Annotated in this window: 12 protein-coding genes; 8 read left to right on the top strand and 4 right to left on the bottom strand. The window is 74.9% G+C overall.

The window, feature by feature from the left end:
• A partial coding sequence (locus tag ACWGJO_RS39140; RefSeq protein WP_452190409.1) for a zinc metalloprotease occupies positions 1-790 on the top strand: 790 nt, incomplete at its 5' end.
• Positions 791-821: 31 nt separating this feature from the next.
• On the opposite strand, the gene ACWGJO_RS39135 is transcribed toward ACWGJO_RS39140, so the two are convergent.
• Positions 822-1,205, bottom strand: a complete 384-nt coding sequence (locus tag ACWGJO_RS39135; RefSeq protein WP_452190407.1) for a hypothetical protein — start codon at positions 1,203-1,205, stop codon at positions 822-824.
• Positions 1,206-1,352: 147 nt separating this feature from the next.
• On the opposite strand from ACWGJO_RS39135, the gene ACWGJO_RS39130 reads away from it, so the two are divergent.
• Entirely contained in the window at positions 1,353-1,814 is a 462-nt protein-coding gene (locus tag ACWGJO_RS39130; RefSeq protein ID WP_452190406.1) for a universal stress protein, read from the top strand.
• A gap of 51 nt (positions 1,815-1,865) precedes the next feature.
• On the top strand, positions 1,866-2,714 hold the full coding sequence (locus ACWGJO_RS39125) for a DNA-formamidopyrimidine glycosylase family protein (RefSeq protein ID WP_452190404.1): 849 nt from the start codon (positions 1,866-1,868) through the stop codon (positions 2,712-2,714).
• Here the strand turns inward: ACWGJO_RS39125 and ACWGJO_RS39120 are convergent.
• Both ACWGJO_RS39120 and ACWGJO_RS39115 read right to left on the bottom strand, forming a co-directional pair.
• Positions 2,662-3,297: a uridine kinase gene (locus tag ACWGJO_RS39120; RefSeq protein ID WP_452190402.1), complete on the bottom strand. Its 636-nt coding sequence runs from the start codon at positions 3,295-3,297 to the stop codon at positions 2,662-2,664. The genes ACWGJO_RS39125 and ACWGJO_RS39120 overlap by 53 nt on opposite strands.
• Positions 3,298-3,357: 60 nt before the next feature.
• Positions 3,358-4,695 carry an outer membrane protein assembly factor BamB family protein gene (locus ACWGJO_RS39115; protein ID WP_452190400.1) on the bottom strand — a complete coding sequence of 446 codons (1,338 nt, stop codon included), beginning with the start codon at positions 4,693-4,695 and terminating at the stop codon, positions 3,358-3,360.
• Between the two features lie 162 nt (positions 4,696-4,857).
• Here ACWGJO_RS39115 and ACWGJO_RS39110 point away from each other — a divergent pair, with 162 nt between their 5' ends.
• A complete protein-coding gene (locus ACWGJO_RS39110) occupies positions 4,858-5,424 on the top strand; it encodes a Uma2 family endonuclease (protein WP_452190398.1) in 567 nt (188 codons plus the stop codon).
• Between the two features lie 11 nt (positions 5,425-5,435).
• Here the strand turns inward: ACWGJO_RS39110 and ACWGJO_RS39105 are convergent, their stop codons facing one another.
• Positions 5,436-5,762 carry a DUF4326 domain-containing protein gene (locus tag ACWGJO_RS39105; protein ID WP_387693495.1) on the bottom strand — a complete coding sequence of 109 codons (327 nt, stop codon included), beginning with the start codon at positions 5,760-5,762 and terminating at the stop codon, positions 5,436-5,438.
• A 177-nt stretch (positions 5,763-5,939) separates the two neighbouring features.
• Between ACWGJO_RS39105 and ACWGJO_RS39100 the strand changes: the two genes are divergently transcribed.
• The 4 genes from ACWGJO_RS39100 (at position 5,940) to ACWGJO_RS39085 (ending at position 12,308) form a co-directional block, all read left to right on the top strand.
• The gene (locus tag ACWGJO_RS39100) at positions 5,940-8,387 is read left to right on the top strand and encodes a SpoIIE family protein phosphatase (protein ID WP_452190396.1); all 2,448 of its coding nucleotides are present in this window, start codon (positions 5,940-5,942) and stop codon (positions 8,385-8,387) included.
• A 132-nt stretch (positions 8,388-8,519) separates the two neighbouring features.
• Positions 8,520-10,187, top strand: coding sequence for a sensor histidine kinase (locus ACWGJO_RS39095; RefSeq protein ID WP_452190395.1), 1,668 nt, complete (start codon positions 8,520-8,522; stop codon positions 10,185-10,187).
• Between the two features lie 148 nt (positions 10,188-10,335).
• Positions 10,336-11,004: a response regulator transcription factor gene (locus ACWGJO_RS39090; protein ID WP_387693569.1), complete on the top strand. Its 669-nt coding sequence runs from the start codon at positions 10,336-10,338 to the stop codon at positions 11,002-11,004.
• Positions 11,005-11,561: 557 nt separating this feature from the next.
• Positions 11,562-12,308 carry a transglycosylase family protein gene (locus ACWGJO_RS39085; RefSeq protein WP_452190393.1) on the top strand — a complete coding sequence of 249 codons (747 nt, stop codon included), beginning with the start codon at positions 11,562-11,564 and terminating at the stop codon, positions 12,306-12,308.
• The last annotated feature ends 76 nt before the right edge of the window (positions 12,309-12,384 follow it).

The raw sequence follows: 12,384 nt of genomic DNA, 5'->3' as shown, positions 1-12,384 counted from the left end.
CAGCCGGCCGGGCGGGGACCCGAACACGGTCGGCGCCGGGCAGGCCCGGGCGATGCAGGCCGACCTCGACCGGCGGATCGCCGAACTGGGCGCCGGCCGGCGCCGGGCCACCGCCCCGACCACCGTCCCGGTGTTCTTCCACGTGATCCACGACGGCGCCGCCGGACGGCTGGACCAGGCCGCCGTCACCGGCCAGATCGACCACCTCAACGAGAGCTACGGCGGCCGGGGGCAGAACAACGTCGCGAGCCCGTTCCACTTCGAGCTGGTCGGCGCCGACTGGACCGACAACGCGTCCTGGTACACCGGCATGACCCCGGGCTCGCCGGCCGAGCAGAACATGAAGACCGCCCTGCGCAAGGGCGACCAGGGCGTCCTCAACCTCTACACGGCCCGCCTCGGCGACGCCCTGCTCGGCTGGTCGACGTTCCCGGACGCGTACCGGACGAACCCGACCGACGACGGTGTGGTGGTGCTCGACGCCTCCCTGCCCGGCGGCGCCGCCACCCACTACGACGAGGGCGACACCGCGACCCACGAGATCGGCCACTGGCTCGGCCTCTTCCACACCTTCCAGGGCGGCTGCCGGGCCCCGGGCGACTACGTGGACGACACCCCGCCCGAGCGCACCGGCGCCTCCGGCTGCCCCGAGGGCCGCGACACCTGCGCCGGCCCCGGGCTCGACCCGATCCACAACTTCATGGACTACAGCTACGACTCCTGCATGACCGGGTTCACCCGGGGGCAGGTCCAGCGGATGGCCAACTCCTGGGCCGCCTACCGGAGTTGAGCGGCGGCGGCGCGGCAGGACAGCACGGGGCTCAGCAGAACACCACCAGGTAGAGCAGCGTCCGGCCGCCGGAGGCGCGGAACTCGTAGGCCAAGTGGTCCAGCTCGCCGGCCTCCCGCCAGGCGGCCGGACGCTCCTCGGGGGTGAGCAGGGCGGGCACGAAGACGCCCGGGGAGACCTCCTCCAGCTCGCCCCGCAGACCCAGCGTCATCTCGTCCGCGTCGACCGCCAGCCGCTTCGCCAGCCGCCGGTCCACCGGGCCGCGGGCCAGCCGCCAGTAGCGCCCCCCGGCGTCCACGAAGCCGCCCGACGCGAGCGGGTCGTCGAGATCCCGGCACCGGCCCTCCTTCTTCGGCGGCAGGGCGGCCAGGACGTCGGCGAAGCCGCCCGTGCGGCGGCGGGGCTTGCTCGGCATCCGGGCATCCTCCCAGGCCCGGAACCCCGGTCGCGATCGAATTGAATGCGGCGGCTCGCTTTCGGCGTGGCAATACCGAGCGTTTGTCCGATTTGATCTATGTTCGGAGGGTCGGGACCGATCAGGAGCAACCGAAGGAGCAAGGCCATGAGTGCCAATCCCCGGATCGTCGTCGGCGTGGACGGCTCGCCCGCCTCGGAGCAGGCGCTGCGCTGGGCGATCGACTACGCGCGGGCCGTCGGCGGGACGGTCCACGCGATCGCCGCCTGGGAGTACCCGGCCTTCTACGGGTGGGCCGGGCAGGGCGTGCCGACCGTCGAGGCCTTCAACCCCGAGGAGCTCGCCGGGAAGACCCTCAGCGAGACCATCGCCAAGGTGGCCGGCGACGACGCCGGCGTCGCGATCGCCGAGAGCGTGATGCCCGGCAACGCCGCCCAGGCGCTGCTGGAGGCCGCCAAGGGCGCCGCGCTGCTCGTCGTCGGCAGCCGCGGCCTGGGCGGCTTCTCCGGCGTGCTGCTCGGCTCGGTCAGCCGCCACCTCACCGAGCACGCGCCCTGCCCGGTGGTCGTGGTGCGCGAGGGCCAGGCCGTCCCGGGGCAGTCGGCGTAACCCACCGGGGCCGGTGTCCCGCCGGGCCGCCGCGCGGACCAGAATGGAGACATGCCAGAAGGTGACTCCGTCTACCGCGTGGCGGCCCACTTGCGCGAGGCCCTCGCCGGACAGCCGCTGACCAGCGCCGACCTGCGGGTGCCCGCGCACGCCACCGCCGACCTCACCGGCCGCCGGGTGCTGGAGGTCGCCCCGCGCGGCAAGCACCTGCTCACCCGCTTCGAAGGCGGCCTCACCCTGCACACCCACCTGCGGATGGACGGCCGCTGGGAGGTCTACCGCCCCGGCGAGCGGTGGACCGGCGGCCCCGACCGGCAGATCCGCGCCGTCCTCGGCACCGACCGGGGCACCGCCGTCGGCTACCGGCTGCCCGTCGTCGAACTGCTGCGGACCGCCGACGAGCGGCGGATCATCGGCCACCTCGGCCCCGACCTGCTCGGCCCCGACTGGGACCCGGTCGAGGCCGTCCGCCGGCTCCTCGCCCACCCGGGCCGCCCGGTCGTCGAGGCCCTGCTCGACCAACGCAACCTCGCCGGGATCGGCAACGTCTACGCCAACGAGCTGTGCTTCGTCGCGGGCGTCACCCCCTGGACCGAGGTCGGCGAACTCCCGCACCCCGACCGGCTGGTGGAGCGAGCCCGGCAGATGCTGGAGGCCAACAAACTGCGCCCCGGCCACATCACCACCGGCGACACCCGGCCCGGCTACCAGCACTGGGTGTACGGCCGGGCCGGACGGCCCTGCCCGCGCTGCGTGACCCCCGTGGTCGCCGGCCGCCAGGGCTCTCCGCCGCGCGACCGGGCGGTCTTCTGGTGCCCCTACTGCCAGCGCGGCCCGGCCCCGGAGGTCACGGCCGCTCGACCAGCGCGGGGTGGCGCGGGTCGTCCACCCGGACGGTGACGTCGGCGGCCTCGGCGGGGACGGTCTGCGCCTCGTAGCGGGCGAAGGCGGGCAGCGTCCACTGCTGGTCGGCCGGGGTGCGGCGGGCCAGCGCGGCCGGACCGAGCGCCAGGTGGACGGACAGCTCCAGCGGCAGCCAGCGGCCGAGCAGCAACGCGCCGTCCAGCAACAGCACGCCGCCGGGCGGGAGTTCGGTGTACGGGGCGCGGGTCGAGCGGTCGGTGACCGGGTCGCGCAGCGAGGGCAGGACACGGCCGCTGCCGCCCGGCTCCAAGGGGTCGAGCACCTCGCGCGCCAGGGCGCCGTCGTCCAGCCAGAGGTCGTGGAAGGCGTCCGCGTCCTGGTGGCCGTACTCCAGCCGGATCGAGGCCGGACGCAGGAAGCCGGAGGCCGAGACCCGCAGCGTCGGGTGGCCGCGCAGCCGCAGCGGCTCCACCAGCGCGTCGGCGAGTGCCTCGGGGCGGGCCGCCGCCGCGCCGTCCACGGCCACCCGCAGGCGCCGGTCGCGGGCCTCGGGCAGGGCGGCAATGCGGTCGGCGAGCAGCTCGGCCAGCTTCTCGGGGGAGATCGGGCGTACCTGCATCGGGCCCTCCTGCCGGGTCGTCGGGACGGGTCGTCGGGACGTTCAGTGTCGTCGGGACGTTCAGTTCAGCGGAAGGGCGTGCAGGACGTCGTCGTGGCCCGCGTAGAGGCGGGTTCCGTCGTACTGGTGGGTCGCGTCGGTGGCGAGGGTCCAGACGTCCTTGCCCGGACCGGAGTCGTGGAAGGTCCACCCCAGCTCGCCGGTCGCCGGGTAGATCGCGCTGACCCCGCCGAGCGACGTACCCGGGACGAACAGCGTGCCGTTGGCGACCAGCGGACGGCTGCGGCGGTCCAGCGGGAACGGCAGCCGGCAGGACCACAGCTCGGCGCCGGAGGACACGTCGAGGCAGCTGACGACGCCCTGGTCCCACGGGATGTACACCCGGGTGTTCTGCGCGACGGGCGGCAGCGCCCGCCAGGACTCACGCCGGTGGGGCGAGTGGGTCCAGCCCGGCTCGCCGGTGGGGAGCAGCATGCGCACGCCGCCGTTGCCGTCGGGGACGTAGACGCCCGTCGCGCCGGTGACGCACCAGCGCAGGTCCTCCTCGCCGGGGGCGGTCCACAGCTCGCGGCCGGTGGCGGCGTCCCGGGCCACCAGCTCGGTGCGGCCGTCGACGAATCGGATGCAGGCGAGGAGGCTGCCCCCGCCGAAGGTGGCGGGCGTGACGGGCTGCTCCGTCCGCTCGGTGCGGACGGACCAGAGCAGGGCGCGGTCGATGACCCGCAGGGCGAAGAGGCGGTTGTCCGTCGAACTGCCGTCGGCCCGCGGGTGGCCCCAGGAGTAGCCGTAGAGGATGCCGGGGTCGCGGTCGTAGCCGGCGAGGCGGACCTGCCCCTGCAGTTCGTCGGGCAGCGGCAGGCTCCAGTCGGCGGCGGGGTCGGTGAAGTGGCGGGCTTCGAGGTGGCCCTGGTAGGTGGCGGTGAAGAGGTGGTCGGGCCCGACCACCACCTTGCCGAGCATGTCGAGGTCGCTGGGCCAGCTGCGGTTGGCCGGTGGGTCGAAGACCAGCAGCCGGGCGGCGGTGCCCTTCGCCGGGTCGAGGACCTGCAGACCCTTCCGGGAGAGGAAGACGGGTCGGCGGGGCGGGTCGGTCAGCCGCTCCGGGGTCATCGCCTCCGGTCCGCGGTAGGTCCAGAGCGGCGTCGGGCCGGACAGCGCGGTCGGCGGCGGCCCGGTCGGCCCCGGCGAGGGACGGGCCCCACTGCCACCCGAACGGCCGAGCGCCCAGGCGGCCCCGCCCGCCGCGAGCGCCCCGGCCCCGAGCAGCAGCCGGCGCCGGCTCGGCCCGGTGCGCTCCCCGCCGCCCGCGATCACGTCCTCGGTGGCCCCGCCGCCGTCCGTCTCCTCGTCCCACTGCCACGACGTTCCGCGCGCGGGCCCCCCGGACGACGACTGCATACGGCTCTCGCTTCCCCACCGGCGGCCCCACGCCGCCACCCGTCCGGAGAATATCGAACAGTCCCCGAACCGTCCGAAACCGCCGCAACGCTCGTACGAGGGCTCGTACTAGGTTGTGGCACACAGAGTGAGGCCCGCTCAGCAGCCCAGGGGAGGTACGCCGTGACGGCCGAGTTGATCGCACCCGAGTGGATGCACCGGCAGATCACCAGTGAGCAGTACGACTCCTGGACCGAGGAGCAGTGCGCGGGCATCGAGATCGTCGACGGGATGGTGGTCGTGTCCCCAAGCGGTTCCAAGCGGCACAACCGGCTCGCCCGGCTCCTGGCGAACGCCCTGGACGACGCGGGCGGCGTCGAACGGAACGCCGACACCGACTTCGACGTCCGGCTGCAGGATGTGCCGCTGAACAACCGCCGGCCGGACGTGGTGGTCTACCGCGCGGACACCATCGACGAGTCGCCGACCAGGCCCGACCACGTCCTGCTGGTGGTCGAGGTGGTCTCGCCGGGCTCGGAGACCACCGATCGGACGGTCAAGCCGGACCAGTACGCCAAGGCGGGCATCCCGTTCTACTGGCGGGTCGAGCAGGCCGCCGGCCGCGTGCCGATCGTCCACACCTACGTGCTGGACGAGGCGGAGGCCGCGTACCGGCCGGGGGAACTGTTCACCGGGCTGGTCAAGGCCGCGGTGCCGTACCCCGTGACGGTGGACCTCTCGGGACTCTGAGCCGCCCGGCCTCAGTTCGGCGGGTGGTCCGCGAGGTCGGCGAGGACGTCGGCGTGGCAGGGGAGCGGGGCGCACCAGCAGCCGAGGCGGTGGCCGCGCAGGGGCGGGACGAGGGCGAGCAGGTCCGGGCGGGCGAGCAGGTGCTCGCGGTACTTGACGACCATCTCCTCGCGGGTGAGGCCGGGGCCCGGACGGTACGGGCAGTGCAGCGGGGACTCGGCGAGGTGCCAGCCGCCGCGGTGCATCGCGCGGCCGACGTAGACGACGTCCGCGTACCCGGGGTCGTCGCGGTGGCCCTTGAGGTTGACCACGGTGGTGCGGCGGGATCGGCTCGGCATGCCGTCCATGCTGGTGCACTCCGCGCCCCGGGGCAGCCCGGGCCGGTGCGGGCTCGCCTTGACACGGTTGCGGGCCGGGCGTAGCAAAAGAGCATGCGCCATCCGCACGCGACCGGTGGGGCCCCTGGTACGCGGCCCGGTCCGGACCGGCCGCCGGAGCCCGGGGCCGGCGCGGAGATGGACCGGGCGTTCCCGCCGTCCGTCCGGGACCCGGCCCCGCAGACGGACCAGCGGCGGGACGAGCTCCTCGCCGAGGCGGTGCGCCGGGCGCTGGGGACGACCGGGGTGTACGGGGTGATGGTGTACCTGCGCTCGCGGGACCGCCGCTCGCTGGTGCTGCGCACGATTGCGGGCGTGCCGCTGGCGGTGATGAGCCCGTTCCGGCGGGTGGCCGCCGCCGGCCCGCTGCCGGTCGCGGTCTGCTTCCGGACCGGGCACGTGATCACCCTGACCGACACCGAGGACACCATGCGGCGCTTCCCGCAGCTCGCGGTCGGCCTGCCGTACGACTTCGCCTCCGTCTGCGTGCCGGTGGCGCACGGCGAGGAGCGCTTCGGCGTGCTGAGCGGGCTGTGGCCCGCCTCGGACGACGGGCTTCCGGAGCCGGCCGCCCGGCAGCTGGCCGAAGCGGCCGCCCGCCTGGGCGAGCAGCTGGCCGAACTGGCCGGGACCGGGCAGTCGGTGGAGCCGGGCGGCGAGGTGGCCGTGGTGGAGCTGCCGTCGCCGTCGTCGGTACCGACCACCCGGGTCGGGCTGTTCGACTGGGACGTGGCCACCGGGGCGCTCGCCGCCGACGAGCAGTTCCGGGAGATCTTCGGCTTCGGACCGGGCGAGTTCGACGGCACGGTGGCCGCGCTGAACCGCCGGGTCGCCCCCGGTGACCTGCCGGCGTTCCGGGCCGCCGCCCGCGTCGCGCTGGAGCGCGGCGAGGTGCTGGCCGCCCGGGTCCGGGTGCTCGGGCCGGAGGGCCTGCCGTACCCGGTGGAGCTGTGGGCCCGGGTGCCCGTGGCGATCTCCGACGGCCGGACCCACCTGGTCGGCGCGGTGCTGGACGTGCGCGACCTGACCGCCGCCGCGGCCGCCGTCGAGCGGCTGCAGGAGGGCGTGCTCTCGCTCGACCCCGACGGCCGGATCAGCTACGCCAACCGCGCCACCGAACCGCTGCTCCGGGCCCGCCGCGAGGACCTGCTCGGCCACCACCTCTGGGACGTGCTGCCCTGGCTCGCCGACCCGGTCTACGAGAACCGCTACCGCGCCGCCCTGTTCTCCCAGCGGCCCACGGCCTTCCTGGCCGCCCGCCCGCCGGACGGCTGGCTCGCCTTCTCGCTCTACCCGGACCCGCACGGCGTCACCGCCCGGGTGGTCGCGGCCGAGCCGCCGCCGGGCGCCGCCGAACCGCCCGCCACCCCGCCGCCCGCCGGCCGCACCGGGGTCGGCGGCACCCACCACCTGCTCCAGCTGGCCAGCGCCCTCACCGAGGCGGTCACCGTGCGGGACGTCTGCCGGGCGGTGGCCGAGGAGGTCCTGCCGTCCTTCGGCGGCCAGGAACTCGCCATCTACGCGGCGCGCGACCAGCAGCTGCACCTGCTCTCCCAGGCCGGCTACCCGGACGGCTTCCTGGAGGCCTTCGAGGGCACCCCGATCGACGCCCGGGTGCCCGGCGCGGAGACGCTCAGCACCGGCACCCCGGCCTTCTTCGAGTCGGTGCGCGAACTCGCCGCCACCTACCCCGGCCTGGCCCTGGACGGGATGGGCGCCTGGGCCTTCCTGCCGCTGATCGCCTCCGGCCGTCCGGTCGGCACCTGCATCATCGGCTTCGACCGGCCGCGCCCGTTCAGCGTGGAGGAGCGCGGCCTGCTCACCGCGCTCGGCGGCTTCATCGCCCAGGCCCTGGAGCGCGCCCGGCTGTACGACGCCGAGTTCGTGCTGGCCCGCGGCCTGCAGCAGGCACTGCTCCCGCACCGGCTGCCCGAGGTGCCCGGCATCCGGATCACCGCCCGCTACCTGCCCGGCACCCAGGGCATGGAGATCGGCGGCGACTGGTACGACGCGATCGTCACCGGCGGGGACGTCACCCTGGTGATCGGCGACGTCGAGGGCCACAGCGTCGGCGCGGCCGCCACGATGGGGCAGCTGCGCAGCGCCGTGCGCGCCTTCGCCTCCGGCGGCGACCCGCCCGACGCGGTGCTCGCCCGCACCAACCGGCTGCTGCTCGACCTCGACCCCGGGCTGCTCGCCAGCTGCTGCCTGGTCCGGCTGACCCCGGCCGTCGGCCTCGCCCGGATCGCCCGGGCCGGACACCTCCCGCCGGTGCTGCGCCACCCCGGCGGGCGGGCCGAGGCGCTGTACGTTTCGGGCGGTCCGCTGCTCGGGGTGCACGACCTGGCCGACTACCCGGTCAGCGACCTGCGGCTGGACAGCGGGACGGTGCTCGCCCTCTACACCGACGGACTCGTCGAGGACCCCGCGGTGGCGATCGACCAGGGCGTGGACCGGCTGCGGGCCGCGCTGGCCCGGGCCGCGGCGGGGGAGGGGTTGGAGCAGGCGGCCGAGCGGCTGCTGCGCGAGGTCGGGTCGACTCGCCGGGTGGACGACGTGGCGCTGCTGCTCACGGCCTTCGGCTGAGCGGCCGGCGGGCGGTCGGTCCGGCGCGTGGTCCGGCGGGTGGTCCGCCGGGCCGACCAGGCGACTTTCGTCGGCGGGGGCCGCGACGAAGGAGGACGGCGGGTGCCCCGGCCGCACCGATAGCCTCGACGCGTGGAAGCGATCGCGCGGGCCTGGAAGACGGTGGTACGGACGGCGCTGCCGGGGCCCTGGCGGCCCCGGCGGGTGGTGGGCGAGGTGGTGGCCGCCCTGCTGATGGGCGGGTTCGCCGCGCTGTTGGAGCTGCTCGCCAACACCGGCCTGGCGCTGCCCCTCGGCCTCGCCGTCGCGGTGCTGTGGGTGCTGCGCAAGGGTCTGCCGGCCACCGTGCTGCTCGCCGCCGCGGCCCTGGCCGGCTGGTCGGTCGGACCGATGCTGCTGCTGGTGTGCGCGGGTTGGACGGCCGGCGCGCGGATCCGCCGGGTTTGGTCGCTGGTCGGCGCCTTCGTCGTGGCCTGGGTGCTGTTCACGGTGACGGGAGTGGTGAAGGACGTCGCCTCGCTCTCGCCGAAGCTGGTGCTGTCGCTGTCGCTCGGCTTCTTCCTCGTGATCGCCGTGCTGCCGGCGCTCTACGGCCGCTACCGGGCGCAGCGCCGCGCCCTGCTGGACGCGCTGCGCGAGCGCAACGAGCAGCTGCTGCGCGAGCGGGTCATGGTGGTGCACCAGGCGCGGCTGCGCGAACGGCACCGGATCGCCCAGGACATGCACGACAGCCTGGGCCACCAGCTGGCGCTGATCTCGGTGCACTCCGGTGCGCTGGAGGTGGACCGGACGCTCACCGACCGGCAGCGCGAGGCGGTCGGGGTGCTGCGGCAGGCGGCGGTCGCGGCGATGCGCGAGCTGCGCGAGGTGGTCGGGGTGCTGCACGACGAGTCGACGGCGCTGCCGCCGAGCGCCGGGACGGCCGCCGCCGGCCCGCCGGCCCGGGGCGGGGTGGACGGGATCGGCGGCCTGGTGGAGTCCTCCCGGGCGGCCGGGGCGGAGGTCGACCTCACCGTGGAGGGCGGCCGGCGTCCGCTGGCGGCCGCCGTCGACCACGCGGCGTACCGGATCGTGCAGGAGGCGCTCACCAACGCGCACAAGCACGCCCCGGGCGCGCCGATCGCCGTCGCGCTGCGGTACGAGCCGGACGCACTGGTGGTGGAGGTGAGCAACACCCGGGCGCCGGAACTCGTGGGCGCACGCGGCGGCGCGGGCGCGGCGGTCAGCGGCGGTCAGGGGCTGACCGGCCTGCGGGAGCGCGCGAGGCTGGTCGGCGGCATGGTGCACGCCGGGCCCACGCCGGAGCAGGGCTTCCGGCTGGCGGCCGTGCTCCCGTACGAGGGAGCGGAGCAGGACGCGGCGGCGGCGACGGGCGGGGCCGAGGACTGGATGCTGGACGGCCTGCCGCCCGTCGAGGAGCCGGAGCGCGGGCGGCGCAGCCCGGCGATGGGCTGCGCGCTCGGGGTGGTCGCGGTCGCGCTGATCGTGCTCGGCCTGGTGGTCTGGGGCGTGATCGCCTTCGTCCGGGGCACCAACGACGCGACCGTGCAGAAGCCGATGTACGACCAGATCAGGGTCGGCACCGCCGAGGCCGAGGTGCTGCAGACGCTGCCGCGCGGCAACAACTTCTTCACCGACACCTATAAGGGGACGGGGCCCGAGGTGCCGACGGGCGCGCACTGCCGCTGGTTCGTCCTGAACGGTGCGCCCGGCGCCGGCTGGAACGAGGAGCACGTGGCGCGATTCTGCTTCCGGGACGGGGCGTTGGTGGAGAAGCAGGAGTACGTCGCCAGGGGCTGAGTGCCCCCGTGCGCGGGCGGGTGCCCCGGCGGGGTGGGCCGGGCCGGTTTCGGAGCACGGTGGTCCGGATCGGGGTGGTTCGGAGCGGTCCCGCCGGGATGTGAGGATGGTGCCGCAGCCGAAGCACCGTTCGAGGGGAATGACCAGCGTGATCCGAGTCCTCGTCGCCGACGACGAGCCGCTGATCCGGGCCGGGATCAGGATGATCCTCGGCTCCGCCGCCGACATCGAGGTGGTCGCGGAGGCCGCCGACGGGCGCGAGGCGCTGGAGCTCGCGCGGGCGCACCGTGTGGACGTGGTGCTGCTGGACATTCAGATGCCGGTGATGGACGGGCTGACGGCGCTCGGGGAGCTGGCGAGGGTCGCCCCCGGCGCGCGGGCCCTGATCCTCACCACCTTCGGGGAGCGCGAGAACGTCCTGCGCGCCGTGACCGAGGGCGGTGCCGGGTTCCTGCTCAAGGACACCGCGCCGAACGAGCTGATCCAGGCCGTCCGGGCGGCGGCGGGCGGCAACGCCTTCCTCTCGCCGGCCGCCACCCGGCACATCGTCGACTCGCTGGCCTCCGGCCGCAGTGCCTCGCTGGCCGCTCGCGCGGTGGCGGCGCGGCGCCGGCTGGAGGTGCTCACCCCGCGCGAGTTGGAGGTGTTGGCGCTGCTCGGAGAGGGTCTGTCCAATGCCGACGCGGGGGCGCGGATCCACATGAGCGAGGCGACGGTGAAGACCTACGTCAGCCGGATCCTGGCCAAGCTGGGCTGCGAGAACCGGGTCCAGGCGGCGTTGCTGGCCCGGGACGCGGAGCTCGACGGTCGTCACTGAGAGTCCCTTTTCGATCGCGGTGCGTGTCGGGCGTGACGGATGCCACTCGGCGGCGGTGCGGAATCGGGAACTCCGGACCGGACGGTGACGGTGCGTCAGCTGACGATTCCTCCGTGTGGATGGCGCGTGAGCTTTCTCGGAGGGATAGGTGTGAGCGAGGGCACGGATTTCGATCATTCGATCTTGAAAATTCGGTCAAAAGTATTCAAAACAGGCGCAGCTTCTTGATCAATACCGCCGGTAACAGTCAACTGACCTGCGACGTCCAAGAATTGCTTGCTGCGTCCGGGTGATGCCCCCTAGCTTCATTGGCGGCGCAACGAGCGCCACCCGGGTCCACCCCGACGCACTGCCCGCCGACCGACCAGCGGCGCGAGGGCGGTGCCCGCCGACGAGGCCGGCTCCACCAGGCCGTCGGCGTGCGGAGGTGACCGGGGCGGCACGGCACGTCCGACACGTGTCCGGCCGCCCGTCGAGTGAGGTGAGCGAAAAAACTGCCGGCCCATGTCCCGGGCCTGGTTCCGCACGCCCACCCGGGACTTGTCGAGAGGACTTGTATGAATCCCCGTCACGAGACCGCCGCTGCCACCGACACCACCGCCACCCCCAAGCGCCACCGCGTTCGGATGGCGGTCGTCGCGGGCGCCGCCGTCGCGGCCCTGCCGGTGGCCGGCCTCGTCACGGCCACCTCGGCCTCCGCCGCTACCGCCTCCACCTGGGACGCCGTCGCCCAGTGCGAGAGCGGCGGGAACTGGAGCATCAGCACCGGCAACGGCTTCCACGGCGGACTGCAGTTCTCCCCGTCGACCTGGGCCGCGTACGGCGGGACCGCGTACGCCGCCCAGGCCAGCAAGGCGAGCAGGGCGCAGCAGATCGCCGTCGCGGAGAAGGTCCTCGCCTCGCAGGGCCCGGGTGCCTGGCCCGTCTGCTCGCAGAAGGCGGGCCTGGGCAGGGGCGGCGCCCCTGCCGCCGTCGACACCTCGGGCGGTGCGGAGGCCAAGCCGGCCGCGAAGCCCGCCAAGCCCGCCGCCGCGCCCGCGGCCAAGCCCGCCAAGCCCGCTGCCCCCAAGGCCGCCGCCGCGCAGCAGGCGCCGCAGGGGCAGCCCTCGGCCAAGCCGGCCCAGTCCGCGCCGGTCGCGCCGAAGAACACCGCTGCGGGCGGCTACACCGTCAGGAGCGGCGACACCCTGAGCGAGATCGCGGCCAAGTTCGGCACCGACACGGACAGCCTCTACCGCAAGAATGTGCGCACCATCGGTGGCGACCCGGACCTGATCTTCCCGGGCCAGACGCTGACGGTCTGACCCTTCGACGGGAGGCCGTCCGGCGGGGAGCCGCCCGACGGAGCCTTGCCGACCGGCCGGAGCGGCCGCCCTGGAC

This window comes from Kitasatospora sp. NPDC054795, from assembly GCF_053611565.1.
This window is presented reverse-complemented; position numbering and strand designations above follow the sequence as displayed.

What these genes read in the sequence shown, in the direction of transcription:
- ACWGJO_RS39125 (WP_452190404.1), top strand. Translation starts at nt 1,866, where the DNA reads ATGCCAGAAGGTGACTCCGTCTACCGCGTGGCGGCCCACTTGCGCGAG.
- ACWGJO_RS39100 (WP_452190396.1), top strand. Translation starts at nt 5,940, where the DNA reads ATGGACCGGGCGTTCCCGCCGTCCGTCCGGGACCCGGCCCCGCAGACG.
- ACWGJO_RS39135 (WP_452190407.1), bottom strand. Translation starts at nt 1,205, where the DNA reads ATGCCGAGCAAGCCCCGCCGCCGCACGGGCGGCTTCGCCGACGTCCTG.
- ACWGJO_RS39120 (WP_452190402.1), bottom strand. Translation starts at nt 3,297, where the DNA reads ATGCAGGTACGCCCGATCTCCCCCGAGAAGCTGGCCGAGCTGCTCGCC.
- ACWGJO_RS39130 (WP_452190406.1), top strand. Translation starts at nt 1,353, where the DNA reads ATGAGTGCCAATCCCCGGATCGTCGTCGGCGTGGACGGCTCGCCCGCC.
- ACWGJO_RS39105 (WP_387693495.1), bottom strand. Translation starts at nt 5,762, where the DNA reads ATGCCGAGCCGATCCCGCCGCACCACCGTGGTCAACCTCAAGGGCCAC.
- ACWGJO_RS39085 (WP_452190393.1), top strand. Translation starts at nt 11,562, where the DNA reads ATGAATCCCCGTCACGAGACCGCCGCTGCCACCGACACCACCGCCACC.
- ACWGJO_RS39115 (WP_452190400.1), bottom strand. Translation starts at nt 4,695, where the DNA reads ATGCAGTCGTCGTCCGGGGGGCCCGCGCGCGGAACGTCGTGGCAGTGG.